Raw genomic sequence first — 18315 nt, forward strand, 5'->3', positions numbered from 1 at the left:
CTTTTTAATATTCTTATGATAATCATCTATCCGTGATATACTCTAGAAAAAATAATTTTATCATCTTTAATTTCTAAAACTTCAGCTACCAACATATCATCTTCACCTTCAACTTGTCTTATATACTCCATAAAAACCCTATCGGTGTTTGCAGTCAAACTCGTTACTTTGTAATGTAATGTAGGTAATCTATCAAAAGCATCTTGCCACCAAGTACGCATTGATTGCTTGCCAATTATTAAACCTTTGGTTTCAGGTTGACGAATTTTCAATTTCGGACTGAAATGTTGTGCTTCGTCGTCATATAAATCTAATAATTTATCAAGGTTTTTAGAATTAAAAGCATCAAACCATTTTATTGCTATTGATTGAAGTTGATTCGACATAAATAAGTATAGATAAAATTAAAAAAGACACAAAGATTAAATTCTGAGTGTCTATTTATTATGTAGTTAATTCTAATTAGAAATTTTTTAAATTAATCACTTCTTGATCGGTTAAAAATCTCCAGTTTCCTCTTGGTAAATTCTTTTTCGTTAATCCTGCAAAAGTAACACGATCTAATTTGATTACATTATAGTCTAATTCTTCAAAAATCTTGCGAACAATCTTAACATTAGCTGTTTTCATTTTTACGCCGATTTCTGATTTTGCTTCATTTTCGATATAATCAATTTCTTCTACAAATATTTTATGATCGTCAATGTATAACCCTTTTTTAATTTTTTCTAAATCTTCAAACTTTAGATTTTTATCTAAACTAACATGATACAATTTAGACGAACGTTGGTTTGCACTAGTGAACTTAGTAATCATTTCTGTATCATTTGTAAAAAGCAACAATCCAGTAGTTGTTTTATCCATTCTACCAACGGCTTGTAATTGAGATTTTGATGCGTTTTTCACTAGACTCAATACATTTTCATTACTTCTAACGCCATCAGCTGAAGTTGAAAAGTTTTTTGGTTTGTTTAATAAAACATATACTTTCTTTTCTGGCGTAATAGTTGCCCCATCAAATTTAACTACATCGCCTGGCTTTACTTTGTAACCCATTTCAGTTACTACTTCGCCGTTAACCATTACATTACCACTATGAATGTAAATATCAGCTTCTCTTCTACTGCACATTCCAGAATTTGAAATATAACGATTTAAACGAATTTCATCTGACTCAGGTTTCGCTTTTGCTTTTGGCTGTGCCGATTTGTTTTCATTTCTAGAAAAACCTGCCGAATTACTTCTTACAGGAGCATTTCCTCTTGAAAAACTATCTTTTTTAAAACCTCCTTGTCTTCCTGATCCTGGATTTCTTTTATCATTGCCTTGATGACGTGACATAACTTCTAATTTTGTGCAAAGATATGATTAATAAGTTGAAAGTAATTTTTTTCCGTGAATTAAAACCTGAGGCTCAATTAGCATAATGCAAAAAACACCGCTAACAATTATCAGTTTTAATAGAAAATGAAGTTTTATATAATCTTCTTTTAAAGTGGCTTTCCAAAGTCGGAGTAAGAAAAAAATCAATAAAACTAAGCTTATATAAAAGTAAATATCCATATAACCAACGTTATAAACATCGGTTAAAAAATAAACTGGAATTATAGTCGAAGACGTTAAAATTGTAATCATTGTTTTGGCAATATTTTCGCCAAATAAAACAGGAATAGTTTTGTAATTATTCGCCAAATCGCCCTCAATGTTTTCTAAATCCTTAATAAATTCACGTATTAAAATCAAAAGAAACAAAAAAGTTGCATGTGCAAAAATGACATGATAAAAATTTTTGAAATGCATTAGCACAGCAAAAAATGGTAAAACCGCCAAAACTGACGCGGTTAAATTCCCTATTAATGGATATTTCTTAAGCTTGTGTGAATAGAACCAAATTAAGAAAATATAAGCAGAAAAAAATAAAACGGCACGCCAAGAAATTAATGAAGCTAAAGCCGCAACAAGAAAATTGATTGCAAAATACACTTTCAACTTGGTTGATTGACTTACTAATCGATCAATCATTGCTTTTTTAGGACGATTAATTAAATCTTTTTTAGCATCATAAAAGTTATTAATTATATAACCCGAAGCAATACACAGCGAAGAAGCTAAAACCAAAACAAACAAGCGCCAATCTAATAAAATTGACAACGCTGATTTTTCTGGAGCCAAAATAAATATAGCCGATAAATACTGAGCTAAAGCAATAACCCAAATATTGTATCCTCTAATTACAGAGAAAAAGCTGAAAATTTTTGTAAGTAATAATTTTGACTTTCTTGTAAGCATTAAACTTAGAAATTATATACAACTTCTAATTTATAATCTTTTAAAGACTGTTTTGCTTTTTCTAAATCTTGAGTAAAACCTAAAATGTAACCACCACCACCAGAACCGCAAAGTTTCAAGTAATAATCGTTACTTTCAATTCCTTTTTGCCAAACTTGGTGAAATTGCTCAGGAATCATAGGTTTAAAGTTATTCAAAACAACTTTTGAAAGTTTTTTAGTATTCTCAAATAATGATTTCACATCACCGTTAAGGAAGTTCTCCACACAAGCATCAGTATGTTTGATAAACTGTGATTTTAACATTTTTCGGAAACCTTGATCTTTTAAGTTTTCCATAAAAATATTTACCATTGGCGCTGTTTCTCCAATAATTCCAGAATCAATTAAGAAAACGGCTCCTTTTCCTTGCGTGCTTTGGCTTGGAATTCCGGTTGGTTCAATATTATCTTTTGAGTTGATTAAAATTGGTAAACTTAAATAACTATTTAACGGATCTAAACCAGAACTTTTACCGTGGAAAAACGATTCCATTTGTCCGAAAATAGCTTTTAGTTGTAATAATTTTTCTCGCGTTAAATTCTCTAAAACTGTAATTTTGTTTAAAGCATACTTATCATAAATAGCTGCCACTAAAGCACCGCTACTTCCTACGCCATACCCTTGAGGTATACTAGAATCAAAGTACATCCCATTAGAAACATCTTGCTTTAAAGTATCTATATCGAAAGTAACCAATTCTGGTTGTTGGCTTTGTAATTTTTCTAAATACTCCGTAAATCTAACTAAACTTTCATTTGATTTTTTAGCTTCATTCGTCAGATTTTCTTCTGATTTTAAAGCGCCTTTATAAAAGTTGTATGGAATTGAAAGCCCTTTAGAATCTTCAATAATTCCGTATTCACCAAATAATAAAATCTTCGAATAAAATAGTGGTCCTTTCATCTAGAACTGTTTTAGTTTAGTAAAGATACAAATTATTTCAATTGATTTGCACCTGTTCCAATTTGGTCGCAAATATACTGCTCGTTTTGACAATATACAACCAACTCATTCTTAATAAATTGCAAAACTTTTTCTTTTACATTTACTGGATATAGAATATGAACATTCGCACCAGCATCTAATGTAAAACAAACCGGAGTTGCTGTTTCGTTTCTAAACTTCCAAATTTTATTTATAATTTCAAGTGTGTTTGGTTTCATTAAAATAAAATAAGGCATAGATGTCATCATCATGGCGTGTAATGTCAAAGCTTCACTTTCAACTATTTTAATAAACTCTTCTACATTACCTTCTTTTAATATCTGTTTTATTTGTGTTAGATTTTCGTGAGCTTGTCCAAAACGTTTTTCAGCGAAAGGATGGTTGTGCATTAAATCATGTCCAACAGTACTCGAAACTTGCTTTTCGCCTTTATCGACTAATAGAATCGTATCTTGATAATTTTGGAAACTAGTATGTAATTCTGAATACTCTACTCCAAATAAATCAGAACTATTGCTATTTTGATGTTCGCCCCAAATAACAACTTCACCTATTACGCTTCTACAAGCACTGCCACTACCTAAACGTGCTAAAAAAGAAGCTTTTTTAAAAAAATAATCATCAGAAATTTCAGGTTTCAAAGCTTTTTCTAAACTCATAATATTCATCGCTAAAGCCGCCATTCCTGAAGCTGAAGAAGCAATACCTGAACTATGTGGAAAAGTATTTTGCGAATCTATTTCAATATGATATTCTTTTAAATACGAACAATATTGCTCAATTCGTTCAAAAAACTTTTGAATTTTTGGTTTAAAATCCTCTTTAGGCTTCCCTTCAAAAAAGAAATCAAATGAAAAATCGTCTTTATTATCCTTTTTAGTGAATGACGCTGACGTAATTGTTTTACAATTATTCAATGTGAAACTTATCGATGGATTAGCCGGAATTTGCTTCGCTTTCTTCCCCCAATATTTTACCAACGCAATATTACTTGGTGCAGACCAACTAAAACATGCCTTTTCGATTGAATTAAATTGCGAAACTTCAAAATCCTTTTCTGAATACATATTGAAAATTTTAGGCAAAAATACCAATATTTCGTTACTTTGCTTTATAATAATGTATTTATGAGCAAATATCTACGAATTGTATACATGATTGCCATTTGTTTAGCAATTGGTTTTCTAGGAAGTCGAATAACTCAAATGACTATTGATACTTGGTACCCAACAATAGAAAAGCCAATTTTTAATCCGCCAAATTGGGTTTTTGCGCCAGTTTGGACATTGCTTTTTATTCTTATGGGTATTGCTGCTGGTTTAGTATGGAATAAACTAGAAGAAAATAAAGAAGACGTTAAAAAAGCTATGCTTTTTTTTATTATTCAGCTCTTATTAAACCTTCTATGGTCATACTTATTTTTTGGTTTAAACAATTTACTTTTAGCTGCTATTGAAATTATATTATTATGGCTAATAATCTTTGAAACCTTCATGTTATTCAAGAGAATAAACTTAAAAGCTGGATATTTATTAATTCCTTATTTAGCTTGGGTTGGCTTTGCATCTATTTTAACAATTACCATTTATATTCTAAATTATTAAATAAAACTACATTTTGTAAAACAAATTCTACAAAAAAATTTATTCTTTTTTGTTAAAATTTTATATTTTTGATAAACATCAAAATGTAAAGTTATGACAAAAAAAGTACTTTACCTTTTAGGAATAGCCTTTACTATCCTTCTTGGAACTTGGCTTCAATACAGTTTTTGTTGTAAAACTTGCAACGAAAATAAGTCTGTGAATAATGAAACAAAACAAATTGAAGTTGAAATTGAAAAGCCCAAAACAAATGAAAGTACTTCGCCAACCTCTGGTTTCTCTTTTACAACTGAAACAAGTTCTTTTAAAACTATTGATAACTTTTTATTTTTAAGTTCTGATTTTAACCTTTTATTACCGATTTCTGACTCTATAAATCTTGGAATTGAACAATTAAAATCCAGCTTAATCAATTCAACTTCAAAATTTAAAATAAATGGTTCATATACTTCTGAAGAAGAAAATAATTCAATATTTCCTGATCTAGGAATTGCCAGAGCAACTTCGGTTAAAAATTATCTAATTTCAAAAGGAATTCCTGAAAACAAGCTTTCAGTTTCAAGTTCATTAGCGAATAATCCAATTAAGATTGGTGACACTCTAACAAATTCTATTTCATATAGCTTATCCAGTAAAATCTCAACTACTGAAAACATATCTAACAATTGGGAAAGTGTTAAGAAAGAGATTAATTCAAATCCATTACGATTATATTTCAATACTGGGCAATCTAAAATTAGCTTAACACAAGCTGAAAAAGATAAACTAGGACAAATCATCAATTATATTAATAATGTTAGTGATTCGAAAATATTAATTACTGGTCACACCGACAACACAACTGGCCCCAATAACACCAATGAATATTATTCAGCTAAAAGAGCAGAATTTGCAAAAGAGTATTTAGTGACAAACGGAATTTCTGCTAACAAAATAGTTACTCAAGGAAAAACCGCTTCTATGCCTATTGCAGACAACAATTCAGAAGAAGGTAGAGCAAAAAACCGAAGAGCTGAAATATCAATACAATAACTAACCCAACCAAAACCTTAGATAAATGAACAGCTTACCATGTATATTAATTCCAGCTATAGTAGGTATACTATGTGGAATTCTAGGCTATCTTTTAGGAAGATTAGGAAAAGGAAATTCGAACGATGAAGTTACTTCTTTAAGAGATGATTTAGATAATTGTAATCGTATGAATTCGCAATTACGATCTGATTTAGAAAGATTACGTGCTCAAGGAAATTCAGTTGAAAATAAAAAACCAAGAACATCTCCGCAAGCTTTTAAAAGTCCTTCAATAGAAACCGAATTAGTTTTTGATGCTGCTTTTGCAAAATCAGTATTTGGCAAAAAAGTAAATGAAAACGACTTAAAAATAATTGAAGGAATTGGACCAAAAATTGAACAATTATTCAAAACTTCTGGAATATTAACTTGGAAATCGTTATCAGAAACTTCAGTTGATAGATGTAGAGAAATACTTATGAAAGCAGGCGAACGTTTTCAAATTCACGATCCAGGAACATGGCCAAGGCAAGCTAAACTTGCTTATGAAAATAAATGGCGTCAATTAAAAGATTGGCAGGATACTTTAGAAGGTGGAAGAGAAAAATAAAAAAAATCGGCAATTGCCGATTTTTGTTTTTATATATTTTGAGAAACAATATAACTTGTTGTCCAAGCATTTTGAAAATTAAATCCACCTGTAATAGCATCTATATTTAAAACTTCACCCGCAAAATATAAATTTGGTAATATTTTACTTTCCATGGTTTTAAAGTTTACTTCTTTTAAATCAACTCCGCCAGCCGTAACAAACTCTTCTTTAAAAGTACTTTTACCGTTTACTTGAAATTGCCCGTTTGTTAATTGTTCTGATAAAGTAGTTAGCTGTTTTTTTGACAAATCAGCCCATTTTGTAGTTAATTGAACACTAGAAGCCGTAAGTAATGATTCCCACAATCGCTTTGGAAAATCAAAAGGACAAAACTTATCAACTTGCTTCTTAGCATTTTCTAATTTAATACTATTTAATTCTTCTAATGCTTCTTCAAAATTGAAATCTTTTAGCCAATTTACTTGAATTGTAAATTGATAATTTAATCCAAAAAGTTCTCTCGCTCCCCAAGCCGATAATCTAAGAATTGCAGGCCCACTCATTCCCCAATGTGTAATAAGTAATGGCCCCGAAGCTTTTAAATTAGTCCCTTTTACTTTTACAGTCGCATTTGCACTCACCCCCATTAAGTTATTAATGCGTTCGTCTTTAATATTAAAGGTAAACAACGATGGAACTGGAGAAACAATCGAATGTCCTAATTCTGATAGAAAATCCCAAATTTTAGTACTACTTCCGGTAGCAATGACTATTTTTTGACAAGCAAAAACATCAGAATTGGTTTCAATTTTCCAAAATTCATCTGATTTAAATAATGACTTAACACTTTGATTGGTTAAAACATCTATTTTTTGTTTTTTTACTTCATTTAGAAAACAATCGATAATTGTTTGAGACGAATCTGAAATAGGAAACATTCTTCCATCTTCTTCGATTTTAAGTTCAACACCACGTTTATCAAACCATTCAATAGTGTCGCCTGAACAGAACTGATGAAAAGGGCCGCGTAATTCTTTTTCACCTCTCGGGTAAAATTTTGCTAAATCATTCGGGATAAAACAAGCGTGAGTAACATTACATCTTCCACCACCTGAAACCTTAACTTTAGACAAAACTTCTTTTCCCCGCTCTAAAATTGCAATTTTAAAATCAGGATTTTTATCAGCAATATTTATTGCCGAAAAAAAGCCAGCAGCACCACCGCCAATTATAATTATATCGTATTTTGAATTCATATTCTATCGGGAAAATCAGAAATTATTCCATCAATTGAAAAACGTTTAACGTGTTCAATATCTACTTTATCGTTTAGCGTCCATGTGTTAATTTCGAAACCTATTTTTTTTGCTTTGTTACAACTTTCTTCAGTTAATAAAGAAAAATGTGGATGAATAGCCTTCGCGTTAATTTGTTTTCCAAAATCTATGGCTTGTTCAATACTTGCTTGCGTTAAAACTGCTAAAGGAAATTTATTAGACAATTGAGAAAAGGTATTTAATTCATCAATTTGGAAACTAGAAATTAAAAAATTTGATTCCGAATAATTGGTTTCATTACAAAACTGCTCTAAAACAATATGAGTCGCTTCTGCAGAATGCATCCCTTTTAATTCAATGTTTAACCAACATTTGTTCTTAGTTATGGCTAAAACTTGGGTTAACAAAGGAATTGAATACGTATTCTTAACCTTAATTTCTTGTAATTCCTTAAATGTGAAATTAGTAATCGGTCCGATAGTATTAGTTAACCTATCTAAAGTAAAATCGTGAAAAACAACTACTTCACCAGATGCACAAACGTGTACATCTAGTTCAATTCCATCTACACCTAAGTCAATAGCTTTTTGAATTGATTCTAATGTATTTTCTACTTCATAACCTGAAGCTCCTCTGTGTGCAATTTTGTAAAACATTCCTACAAAGATATAATAGTTTACTACTTTGGTCGTTTAATTTTGTATAGAATAAATTTAAAGAAAAATGAAAAAGATAGTATTTATTTGTATAGCGCAATTTTTTATTATGTGTAGTACAACACAATTTCAAGTTCGTGATGACTTTAAAAGTGTAAGCGAAAACGAAAAAACTACATTCCTAAAAAAAGAAAATGCAACTGCAAAATCTAAAAGTGTTATTATTTTAACTCAAGGATTTAAAGGAGGAAAAATTACAGCTAAACAAAATAGTAAGACAATTTATTCTGAATATCCAATTACTAATTTAAAAACTCAATTTGCTGATAGTTTTAGTTTTTCAAATAGTTCAGACATTGTTCTTTATGATCAATTTTCAAAAGAAGAATTGTTGTTAGAAGCAAAAAAAATAGACTCTTATAAATTCGTTTATATCATGAAAATTTTAAAAGGAGAACAAGCTTCCTACAAAATAACTTTGAGTAATACATTAAGGCCATTGCAATAAAAAAAAAGAGCTTCAAAATGAAGCTCTTTTTTTATAATTTAATTTTTAATTACTTTCTGAGTAAATGTGAGATTGTCTCCTGTTAACTTCAATAAATAAACTCCAGATTGTAGAGAATTAATATTTAAAGATTTTTCAACTGAAAAATTCCCATCTGTATTTGAGAAAACTTTTCTTCCATTTAAATCAAACATTTCAACAGTTAACTCTCCTGAATAATTATTAACTCTTAAGTTTAACATCCCATTAGATGGGTTTGGATAAACTTTAATTAATTCTTTATTGTCAAAATAGTTTGCAGATAAAACACAATTAGGACCCGCTGGCGGAACAGTAAAATCTTCAACTTGGTCTGTTGAACTATTAGAACCACCAGAAGAAGCATTTTGTCCTAAGCCTCTTCTAGCAAAAACTTCCCAAATAAGGCAATAGTCTTGTCCACCTGTTGTAGCTTGATCAGCAGCAATTAATGCATCTCTTCCTGAAACAAATGTTGGACTACAACCTTGAAGTTTTAATCCATCTAAAACAAGTTGCATTACTTTATTATTTCCTCCAGTACCATTGTAAATATCAGGATCATAACCATATTTTCCAACATATGCCCACGCTAAATCCCATAACATAGTTGCCCAAACAGAACCTACTCCATGAGGAACAACTTCAGTATTTGTATCTGCAAAAGTGAATGGGTTAATTCCCATATCAGTTGAATAAGGATATGTTCTAATTCCAGTTCCACTTGTAGGCTCACTTACTACGTATGTTCCAATTCCTTTAACGTCCTCTGGTTGATCACCAGACTTCATTTGCATCATTAAACCAAAGAAATCTGACCATCCTTCGCCCATTTGTTCTTGATTATTTAAACAACTTGTAGCAGGCCCTCCTGTTAATCGAGTTGAAATTCCATGACCATATTCATGTGCAATAACTACGTTATCAAAATCTCCATCAGCATTTATAAATCCAGTATCTTGATTTCTTAATGTTACATTAACTGTATTTGATGACATTGCGGCAATAATAGCCTCTCCAATATTGTAGTTAACAAAAACAGCTGGTATTGTTATAGAAGCATCAGCTCCTGACATTCCAACGTATTGGTTAGGATCAATACAGCTAGCAGTGCAACCCGGATTAGTAGTTAAATGACCATAATCATTCACTACTATAACAGCCGCTGCACCTGCATTTTGTGCATTTAAGACTTTTTGAGTAAACGGACAAGTACCTCTTCTAACTATAACAATTTTTCCTGATATCATGGCAGAATTAAGTGCAGCTTCACATGCGTCGGTTTGATCTGGAGTTGCATCTTCATAAAGAACTAAATCTGTTGTTAAACCAGGCATAGCTGGTAAATCTATATGTCCTGGGCTAAATACATTATCTGCTACAAAATACTCTCCTGCAACTCCAGTAGGTGAATTAACAACTAAATTCATAGGTGTTGGTCCAACATCCCATAAAAACATTTGCATTCTTGGTCTAGTTCCATCAGAAGGCGTAGAGAAATTCGCATTATTAGTCCCACTTCCATCTTGAGAGTCAGCAAAAACATAATCTCCAAATGGAGAATTAGCACCACCATTCCCGTAATTATTTTGTTGAAAATTTCCATTTGGTTCATCAAAACCGTAATGATACCATACATCATGCATAATATTATTCATATAGAATAAATTTGTAGTAGCAGCATCAGTATAATTATCCGCAGTTACGCCATTACCTCCATAGGGATAATCAAACAATAATGAAGCACCACCATCTGGGCTCGCACCAGTTCCATTATTTCCATTAATATCTTCTTGCGCATGAACATTATTACCTCTAGTAATAGTAAATTCAGCCCCATCAGCCCCATTAGTATCATGCCATCCGTAAGGAGAAGAAGTTACATCATGAGGATTTGAGATTAATGATCTACTCCCGTGATTTGGACTTTCAATGTAGTAAGGATAAACTCTGTATGAACCCGATTGAATATCTAAAGCCGAAAGATTAGATTCTTTAAAACCTTTTTTAGTAAAGAAAAAATTAGTATGGTTATGATTCTTATGGTTAGTATCACCAAAATTACATGTTAAAACACCATCAAACTTCTCAAGTAAATCTCCATTTAAAGCATCAATTCTTACACTCCATAAATGTTTATAATCTTGAGAATAAAACTCATAATGCCATGCAAGTTTTAATTGATTATTTACATTTTGAAAAACTAATTTTGCATTAACAAAATCTTCAGTTAAAGCACCATTAGAAATCAAATATTTATTTTGATCTGACACCTGAATAATTTCATGAGAGATTAAACTTTCATTTAATGCAATATGAGCGTAGTTTAATCCTGACAAAACATCAATACTAGGTGAAATAGTATTTATTTTAGTTGCTAAATTATTTACAAAATTCATCTTTGCATCTAAAACTTCACCATTCTTATACCAAATATTTGAATTAGAACCATAAACTTCAATATTTTGAAATGTCTGGTTAATGTAATAATTAGTAATTCCAGTAGCTTTAGAACTAGTAGTGCTTTCAACCTTCCAGTTTGCTACATCTCCTACAGTCAATCCAAATGAAACTCTATGAGCATCAAGATAATCTTGAATTTTAGCAGTTGGAATTTGGGCAAAACATCCAAATGTTAGCATCCCAAACACCAAAAATAGTAATTGTTTTTTCATATTAAGTTTAGGTTAAATTTTTTATAATAAGCACAAATATAATTAATTAGCTCTTAAACAAAATTTTTTTTTTTGTTAAATTCCTTTAATAAGCCTATAAAGTTCGATTGCTTTTCCATCTGTTAATAAAGAAACATAGTGACATATATGTAACAATCGTTGATAAATTGATTCTTTTTCTGATAAAAATCTTTCCGGTAATAATTTTAAAACAATCTTGTCGTAATTAGATTCGTTACCTTCCATTTTATTGTTAAAAGCCGTACAAAATACATCTAATAAAGAACTGATTACTTTGTAACCCATTACTTCTTTTTCAATTACTTCTTTACTTTGATAAATACGCTTTACACTAACTTTAATTATGTCATCCATTTGCGCTTTATACTGACTCTTATCGGTTAATGCAAAAGGAAATTCACCTTTTAAAATCAATTCTTCATTTTGCATAAAAACGTTTACAGCATCACTAATTAAACTACCAATTGCAAGTGCTCGTAAATAACTAATCCTATCTTCTTTAGTCTTAAGTTCGTTATATTTTGAAGTATCAATATTGTTTTTAACCAGCTTAATTAAATATTCTAACGCAAATTCTTCGTCAATTAATCCTAAATTAATTCCGTCTTCAAAATCGATAATAGTATAACAAATATCATCAGCCGCTTCAACTAAATACGCTAATGGATGTCTTTCGTAACCAATATCATTTCCAGATTTATTTGAAATCAATCCTAACTCAAAAGCTACATCTTTGAAAAACGCTTTATCTTGTTGGAAGAAGCCGTATTTTTTGTCACTAATTTTTGAAGTTGGTTTTTTTGGCAAACTCTCTTTAGGATACTTCATAAAGGCACCTAAAGTAGCATAAGTTAAACGCAATGCGCCTTCAACTCCTTCACGAGAAGACGAAACCACAGAAAACCCGTTTGCATTTCCTTCAAAATCGATTAGATCTTGCCATTCCTTATCGGTTAACTTCTCTTTAAATTGCTGACCTTTTCCTGTTTTAAAATATTCTCCAATAGCTTTTTCTCCAGAATGTCCAAAAGGAGGATTCCCGATATCGTGTGCTAAAGCCGCAGCCGCGACAATTGCACCAAAATCATTCATGTGATAGCCATGAATTTCAGACAAATGCGGATATTTTTCTAAAATTTTTTTACCAACTAAACGTCCCAGTGAACGACCTACAACAGAAACCTCTAAACTATGTGTTAATCGGGTGTGAACAAAGTCGGTTTTTGATAAAGGAATTACTTGTGTTTTATCTTGCAAACTGCGAAATGCTGAAGAAAATATGATACGATCATAATCGACTTCAAAACCTAAACGCGTATCATCTTGTTCTTTTCGTAGTCTTTTTGAAGTGTCGCCTTGTCGTTTTAAAGACAACAGTTGTTCCCATTGCATCATACTATTTTATTTATTTTCGGGTTTATCATTCGCTAAAAAGAAATCACGTGATTTTTTTGGATAAGCATCGTAACTAATATCACTTGGGTTTTCAATAACTGATTTAATCGTTATTTCGTCACCAACATTAAATTTAGCCATTGCATATTTATAATCTAATAAATACTCTCCACAGAAAAAATTACCATTTTCATCTTTCTCAATAACTCCCGTATAAACACCTTTATTTGCTCTCGACATGTTTTTATGTATATTTTCTCAAATGTACGAATTGAAATGCAATTTTATAAAAATAAAAACAGCCTTCATTTGAAGGCTGTTTTTAAAAATATTTCTATACTTAATTTTCAGAACCAATTTCTTCCATGGCAAATTGCTTTTGCATTTCCATATCGAAAGTTTTAGCATCTACTACATAAGTATCAGATAATGAATCGTGCCATCCTCTGGCTTCATTTCCTAGAAAAGATAGCGCATTAAAAGGAATAAGCCTACACAAGGTTCTTTTCATAATATTTGCCGTATCTGGAGTTTCTCCTGACAGATTTACAACCTTTGTGTTAGTTATCAATTTACCAATGGTTTTACCTTTAGCTAAGCTTTCCATTGCAAAATAATAAATTACCATGAGTACATAACCTAATAAATACTCTTCAATTTTTCCAATGGTATCAAACCATTCGCCAATACTATTACTTCCGGTTATGTATAATTGTAACAATACAATAACCATCATTATTCCAGTAAACAAAACTAATTGAACTATATAGTCTACTATATAATTAGCAAAACGCTTTCCACCGTTTGCCTTACTTTTTTCGAGTATAGATTTATTAATTCTCTTTTGCATTGTATATTAAGAACCACACATTTCACAATCTTCTGGGCCAGCATTTTTAGAACGTTCAAGCATTGCTCTAAATTCAGCAGCGCTCATTCCTTCAGCTTCAACATTCACTGCATTAGCTTCTACTTCAGGTTTTGGCTGTGCTTTTTTCTCATTATTTAATGTAAACTTGATAGCATCAACGGCTGATTTTGTTCTTAAATAATACATTCCTGTTTTTAAGCCGCTTTTCCAAGCATAGAAGTGCATAGATGTTAATTTTGCCATTGTAGCACCTTCCATAAACAAGTTTAAAGATTGTGATTGATCAATGAAGTAACCACGTTGGCGTGACATATCAATTATGTCTTTCATACTCATTTCCCAAACTGTTTTATACAAGTCTTTAATATCTTGAGGAATCACATCGATATTTTGGATTGAACCGTTATTACGCATAATTTCTTGTTTTAGGTTCTCATTCCATAATCCTAATGAAACTAAATCGTGTAATAAGTGTTTATTTACTACAATAAATTCACCCGATAAAACTCGACGTGTATAAATATTTGAAGTATACGGCTCAAAAGCTTCGTTATTACCTAAAATTTGAGAAGTTGAAGCTGTTGGCATTGGCGCTAATAACAATGAATTACGCACACCATGTTCCATTACTTCTTTTCGTAATGAAGTCCAATCCCAACGACCTGATAAATCTGAATCGTTTAATCCCCAAAGGTTGTATTGGAATTCTCCTTGAGAAATAGGTGAACCTTTAAAAGTTGAATATGCTCCTTCTTCTTTAGCCATTTCCATTGAAGCCGTTACAGCTGCAAAATAAATAGTTTCGAAGATTTCTTGGTTTAATTGTTTTGCTTCATCACTTGTAAATGGCAAACGCATTAATATAAAAGCATCAGCTAGACCCTGAACACCTAGACCAACAGGACGGTGACGCATGTTTGAGTTTTCTGCTTCTTTAACCGGATAGTAATTTCTATCGATTACCTTATTTAAGTTACGTGTAATACGTTTTGTTACATCATATAAATATTGGTGGTTGAACTTCCCATCTTCCACAAACATTGGTAATGAAATTGAAGCTAAGTTACAAACTGCAATTTCATCTTCAGATGTATATTCTAAAATCTCAGTACATAAGTTAGACGAACGAATAGTTCCTAAATTCTTTTGATTTGATTTTCTATTCGCAGCATCTTTATATAACATATAAGGCGTACCTGTCTCAATTTGAGATTCTAATATTTTTTCCCAAAGTTCACGAGCCTTAATTGTTTTCCTTCCTTTTCCAGCCGCTTCATAATCCAAATACATTTTTTCGAATTCTTCACTGTGCACATCGTACATTCCAGGACACTCATTTGGACACATTAACGTCCAAGTGCTATCTGCTTCTACACGTTTCATGAATAAATCTGGAATCCACATCGCATAGAATAAATCACGAGCACGCATTTCTTCTTTACCATGGTTCTTCTTCAATTCTAAGAATTCCATAATATCAGCATGCCAAGGTTCTACATAAATAGCAAAACTACCTTTACGTTTTCCTCCACCTTGATCTACATAACGCGCCGTATCATTAAACACACGTAACATTGGCACAATTCCATTAGATGTACCGTTTGTACCACGAATATAGGAACCTGTTGCTCTTACATTGTGAATAGACAAACCAATACCACCTGCTGATTGTGAAATTTTTGCCGTTTGTTTTAACGTATCGTAAATTCCGTCAATACTATCATCTTTCATCGTTAATAAGAAACATGAAGACATTTGAGGTTTTGGAGTTCCCGCGTTAAATAGCGTTGGCGTAGCATGAGTAAAGTATTTTTTAGACATTAACTCATACGTTTCAATTGCCGCATCGATGTCATTTAAGTGAATACCCACTGAAACACGCATTAACATGTGTTGCGGACGCTCGGCAATTTTACCGTTTATTTTTAACAAGTATGAACGTTCAAGTGTTTTAAATCCGAAATAGTCATAGTTAAAATCACGGTTATAGATAATACTAGAATCTAAACGCTCAGCATTTTCCATGATAACATTGTACACCTCATCCGATAACATTGGTGCTTCTTGACCTGTACGAGGATTTACATACTCATACAAATCGGTCATCGTTTCAGAAAACGATTTTTTAGAGTTCTTATGTAAGTTTGAAACGGCGATACGAGCAGCTAATTGTGCATAATCTGGATGTGTTACCGTCATCGATGCGGCAGTTTCAGCCGCTAAATTATCTAATTCGGAAGTCGTAACTCCATCGTATAATCCTTCAATAACTCGCATAGCTACTTTAACAGGATCTACTAATTCGTTTAACTCATAACACATCATACGGATGCGGTCAGTAATTTTATCGAACATTACCGGCTCTTTTCTACCATCTCTTTTTACTACGAACATACCTTTATATTTTAAAATTAGAATTTTGAACTTGGAAGCAAGTCTCGCTCACTTCCAAATTCATTTTTATAGTTTCTCTTAATGTAAGACGACCTCTATTAAAAATCAGCGTCGAAGCTAATTTTATTTCCTTCTGAATCGTTATTTAAAACGCCAGCTTTTTGATATTCAGAAACTCTTTTTTCAAAGAAATTTGTTTTTCCTTGTAACGAAATCATATCCATAAAATCGAATGGATTTGTTACATTGTAAACTTTATCACAACCAAGTTCCACTAACAATCTATCAGTTACAAACTCTAAATATTGCGTCATTAACTTGGCGTTCATACCAATTAAACTAACTGGCAAACTTTCTGTTATAAATTCTCTTTCGATATCTAAAGCATTAGTTAAAATTTCAGTAATTCTAGATTTTGAAACCTTGTTAACTAAATGGTTATTGTGTAAGTGAACAGCAAAATCACAGTGCATACCTTCGTCTCGAGAAATTAACTCATTTGAGAATGTTAATCCAGGCATAACTCCTCTTTTCTTTAACCAGAAAATTGAACAGAATGCCCCTGAAAAGAAAATTCCTTCTACAGCAGCAAAAGCAATTAAACGTTCTGCAAAAGATTCAGACTCTACCCATTTTAAAGCCCATTCTGCTTTTTTAGCGATTGCTGGAAAATTTTCTAACGCTTTGAATAAAACATTTTTCTCTTTTTCGTCTTTAACGTAAGTATCAATCAATAAGGAATACGTTTCTGAATGAATGTTCTCCATCATTAATTGAAACCCGTAAAAGAATTTTGCTTCAGTATATTGAACTTCACTTACAAAGTTTTCCGCTAAATTTTCATTCACAATCCCATCAGAAGCTGCAAAAAATGCTAAAATATGCTTAACGAAGAACTTTTCATCATCGTTTAATTTTGTATTCCAATCTGTAATATCCTGATGCAAATCAATTTCTTCTGCAGTCCAAAAACAAGCCTCTTGTTTCTTGTACCATTCCCAAATATCGTGGTGTTTAATTGGAAAAATTACAAATCGATCTTTGTTTTCTTGCAAAATAGGCTCTACTACAGACATAGCTAATTGATTTTTATATTGTTATAAAATTGATTATTTGTGTGATAAGGGGATTACAAAGTTTGTCATTTGAATTAAAAAATCAAAGTCAAACTTATTCACAATTTGAGCAAGTTTTTAACAATATAAACATTTGCAAGAAAATCTTTTTGAGAGTCTAAAATATTGATAGTCAATATTTTAAAAATAATAAAAAGTTCTAAAAAAATCGCCTTAACAAGTGATAAATCAAGCGTTAAGACGATTTTTGATATCTTAAAAAAAACTAAAATTTACTTCTTCAATTCTTCCGCTACTTTTTCTAATTCGTCATACCATTGTTGACCAAATTTTCGAATCAAAGCTTCTTTTACAAATTTGTAAACTGGAACACTTAATTCTTCACCTAAAGAACAAGCATCTGAACAAATATGCCATTTATGGTAATTAACCGCTGCAAAATCTGAATATTCTTTTACACGAATTGGGTACAAATGACATGAAACAGGTTTTTTCCAATCTACCACACCTTGATTGTAAGCTTGTTCAATTCCGCATAAAGCAGTTTTTCCATCGAAAATTACATACGCACAATCTTTACCATCAATTAAAGGCGTTTCTAATTCACCAAAATCAGAAACCACATGTGTTCCTTGTTCTTCAATTGCTTTAATTCCTTCAGGACGAAGAAATGGTTTAACTTTTGGATAAATTTCAGCCATAATTTTTGTTTCCTCTTCATCTAAAGGCGCACCTGCATCGCCATCAACACAACAAGCGCCGTGACAAGCGTTTAGATTACACACAAATTCTTTTTCAAAAAGTTCTTCAGAAACAATTGTTTTTTCCAGCTGAAACATATACTAACATTTATTTTGCAAAGATACTTATTTAGATGTTTAGAAATTGAATTTTTATAATGTATAGTTAAATAACAAACGTATTCATTTGGTTTACTTT

18 protein-coding genes are annotated in these 18315 nt (G+C 31.4%); 4 read left to right on the plus strand and 14 right to left on the minus strand.

The window, feature by feature from the left end; all coding sequences use genetic code 11:
- Positions 1-26 precede the first annotated feature (26 nt).
- The 5 genes from KK2020170_RS02100 to mvaD form a co-directional block, all read right to left on the minus strand.
- Positions 27-386 (minus strand): nuclear transport factor 2 family protein, encoded by a 360-nt coding sequence (locus tag KK2020170_RS02100; protein WP_221259158.1) that lies wholly within the window; start codon positions 384-386, stop codon positions 27-29.
- Positions 387-462: 76 nt separating this feature from the next.
- Positions 463-1341, minus strand: a complete 879-nt coding sequence (locus KK2020170_RS02105) for a pseudouridine synthase (RefSeq protein ID WP_221259159.1) — start codon at positions 1339-1341, stop codon at positions 463-465.
- A 27-nt stretch (positions 1342-1368) separates the two neighbouring features.
- Positions 1369-2289, minus strand: a complete 921-nt coding sequence (locus tag KK2020170_RS02110) for a geranylgeranylglycerol-phosphate geranylgeranyltransferase (RefSeq protein ID WP_221259160.1) — start codon at positions 2287-2289, stop codon at positions 1369-1371.
- Positions 2290-2294: 5 nt separating this feature from the next.
- The gene (locus tag KK2020170_RS02115) at positions 2295-3233 is read right to left on the minus strand and encodes a mevalonate kinase family protein (RefSeq protein WP_221259161.1); all 939 of its coding nucleotides are present in this window, start codon (positions 3231-3233) and stop codon (positions 2295-2297) included.
- 32 nt (positions 3234-3265) lie between these two features.
- On the minus strand, positions 3266-4342 hold the full coding sequence (gene mvaD, locus KK2020170_RS02120; RefSeq protein ID WP_221259162.1) for a diphosphomevalonate decarboxylase: 1077 nt from the start codon (positions 4340-4342) through the stop codon (positions 3266-3268).
- Positions 4343-4402: 60 nt separating this feature from the next.
- Here mvaD and KK2020170_RS02125 point away from each other — a divergent pair, with 60 nt between their 5' ends.
- The 3 genes from KK2020170_RS02125 to KK2020170_RS02135 all read left to right on the plus strand — a co-directional run bounded on the left by KK2020170_RS02125 (position 4403) and on the right by KK2020170_RS02135 (position 6503).
- Positions 4403-4879, plus strand: coding sequence for a TspO/MBR family protein (locus KK2020170_RS02125; protein ID WP_221259163.1), 477 nt, complete (start codon positions 4403-4405; stop codon positions 4877-4879).
- A gap of 93 nt (positions 4880-4972) precedes the next feature.
- The gene (locus KK2020170_RS02130) at positions 4973-5911 is read left to right on the plus strand and encodes an OmpA family protein (RefSeq protein ID WP_221259164.1); all 939 of its coding nucleotides are present in this window, start codon (positions 4973-4975) and stop codon (positions 5909-5911) included.
- A gap of 25 nt (positions 5912-5936) precedes the next feature.
- Complete coding sequence (locus tag KK2020170_RS02135; RefSeq protein WP_221259165.1) at positions 5937-6503, plus strand: hypothetical protein; 567 nt, start codon at positions 5937-5939, stop codon at positions 6501-6503.
- A gap of 29 nt (positions 6504-6532) precedes the next feature.
- Here the strand turns inward: KK2020170_RS02135 and KK2020170_RS02140 are convergent, their stop codons facing one another.
- Positions 6533-7741 (minus strand): BaiN/RdsA family NAD(P)/FAD-dependent oxidoreductase, encoded by a 1209-nt coding sequence (locus KK2020170_RS02140; protein ID WP_221259166.1) that lies wholly within the window; start codon positions 7739-7741, stop codon positions 6533-6535.
- On the minus strand, positions 7738-8418 hold the full coding sequence (locus KK2020170_RS02145) for a glycerophosphodiester phosphodiesterase (RefSeq protein WP_221259167.1): 681 nt from the start codon (positions 8416-8418) through the stop codon (positions 7738-7740). The genes KK2020170_RS02140 and KK2020170_RS02145 overlap by 4 nt, the downstream gene beginning before the upstream one ends.
- Positions 8419-8485: 67 nt before the next feature.
- Here KK2020170_RS02145 and KK2020170_RS02150 point away from each other — a divergent pair, with 67 nt between their 5' ends.
- Entirely contained in the window at positions 8486-8926 is a 441-nt protein-coding gene (locus KK2020170_RS02150) for a hypothetical protein (protein ID WP_221259168.1), read from the plus strand.
- A gap of 38 nt (positions 8927-8964) precedes the next feature.
- Here the strand turns inward: KK2020170_RS02150 and KK2020170_RS02155 are convergent, their stop codons facing one another.
- From KK2020170_RS02155 to KK2020170_RS02185, 7 genes are all read right to left on the minus strand, one after another.
- Positions 8965-11619 carry a T9SS-dependent M36 family metallopeptidase gene (locus tag KK2020170_RS02155; RefSeq protein WP_221259169.1) on the minus strand — a complete coding sequence of 885 codons (2655 nt, stop codon included), beginning with the start codon at positions 11617-11619 and terminating at the stop codon, positions 8965-8967.
- A 75-nt stretch (positions 11620-11694) separates the two neighbouring features.
- Positions 11695-13032, minus strand: coding sequence for a deoxyguanosinetriphosphate triphosphohydrolase (locus tag KK2020170_RS02160; RefSeq protein WP_221259975.1), 1338 nt, complete (start codon positions 13030-13032; stop codon positions 11695-11697).
- A gap of 9 nt (positions 13033-13041) precedes the next feature.
- Entirely contained in the window at positions 13042-13275 is a 234-nt protein-coding gene (locus KK2020170_RS02165) for a hypothetical protein (RefSeq protein WP_221259170.1), read from the minus strand.
- A 100-nt stretch (positions 13276-13375) separates the two neighbouring features.
- Positions 13376-13885 (minus strand): RDD family protein, encoded by a 510-nt coding sequence (locus tag KK2020170_RS02170; protein ID WP_221259171.1) that lies wholly within the window; start codon positions 13883-13885, stop codon positions 13376-13378.
- A gap of 6 nt (positions 13886-13891) precedes the next feature.
- Positions 13892-16300 (minus strand): ribonucleoside-diphosphate reductase subunit alpha, encoded by a 2409-nt coding sequence (locus tag KK2020170_RS02175; protein WP_221259172.1) that lies wholly within the window; start codon positions 16298-16300, stop codon positions 13892-13894.
- Positions 16301-16398: 98 nt separating this feature from the next.
- On the minus strand, positions 16399-17376 hold the full coding sequence (locus KK2020170_RS02180) for a ribonucleotide-diphosphate reductase subunit beta (RefSeq protein ID WP_221259173.1): 978 nt from the start codon (positions 17374-17376) through the stop codon (positions 16399-16401).
- Positions 17377-17648: 272 nt separating this feature from the next.
- Positions 17649-18215 (minus strand): DUF3109 family protein, encoded by a 567-nt coding sequence (locus KK2020170_RS02185; RefSeq protein ID WP_221259174.1) that lies wholly within the window; start codon positions 18213-18215, stop codon positions 17649-17651.
- Positions 18216-18315 lie beyond the last annotated feature (100 nt).

Origin of the sequence: Flavobacterium okayamense (genome assembly GCF_019702945.1) — a bacterium.
Taxonomy (GTDB): domain Bacteria; phylum Bacteroidota; class Bacteroidia; order Flavobacteriales; family Flavobacteriaceae; genus Flavobacterium; species Flavobacterium okayamense.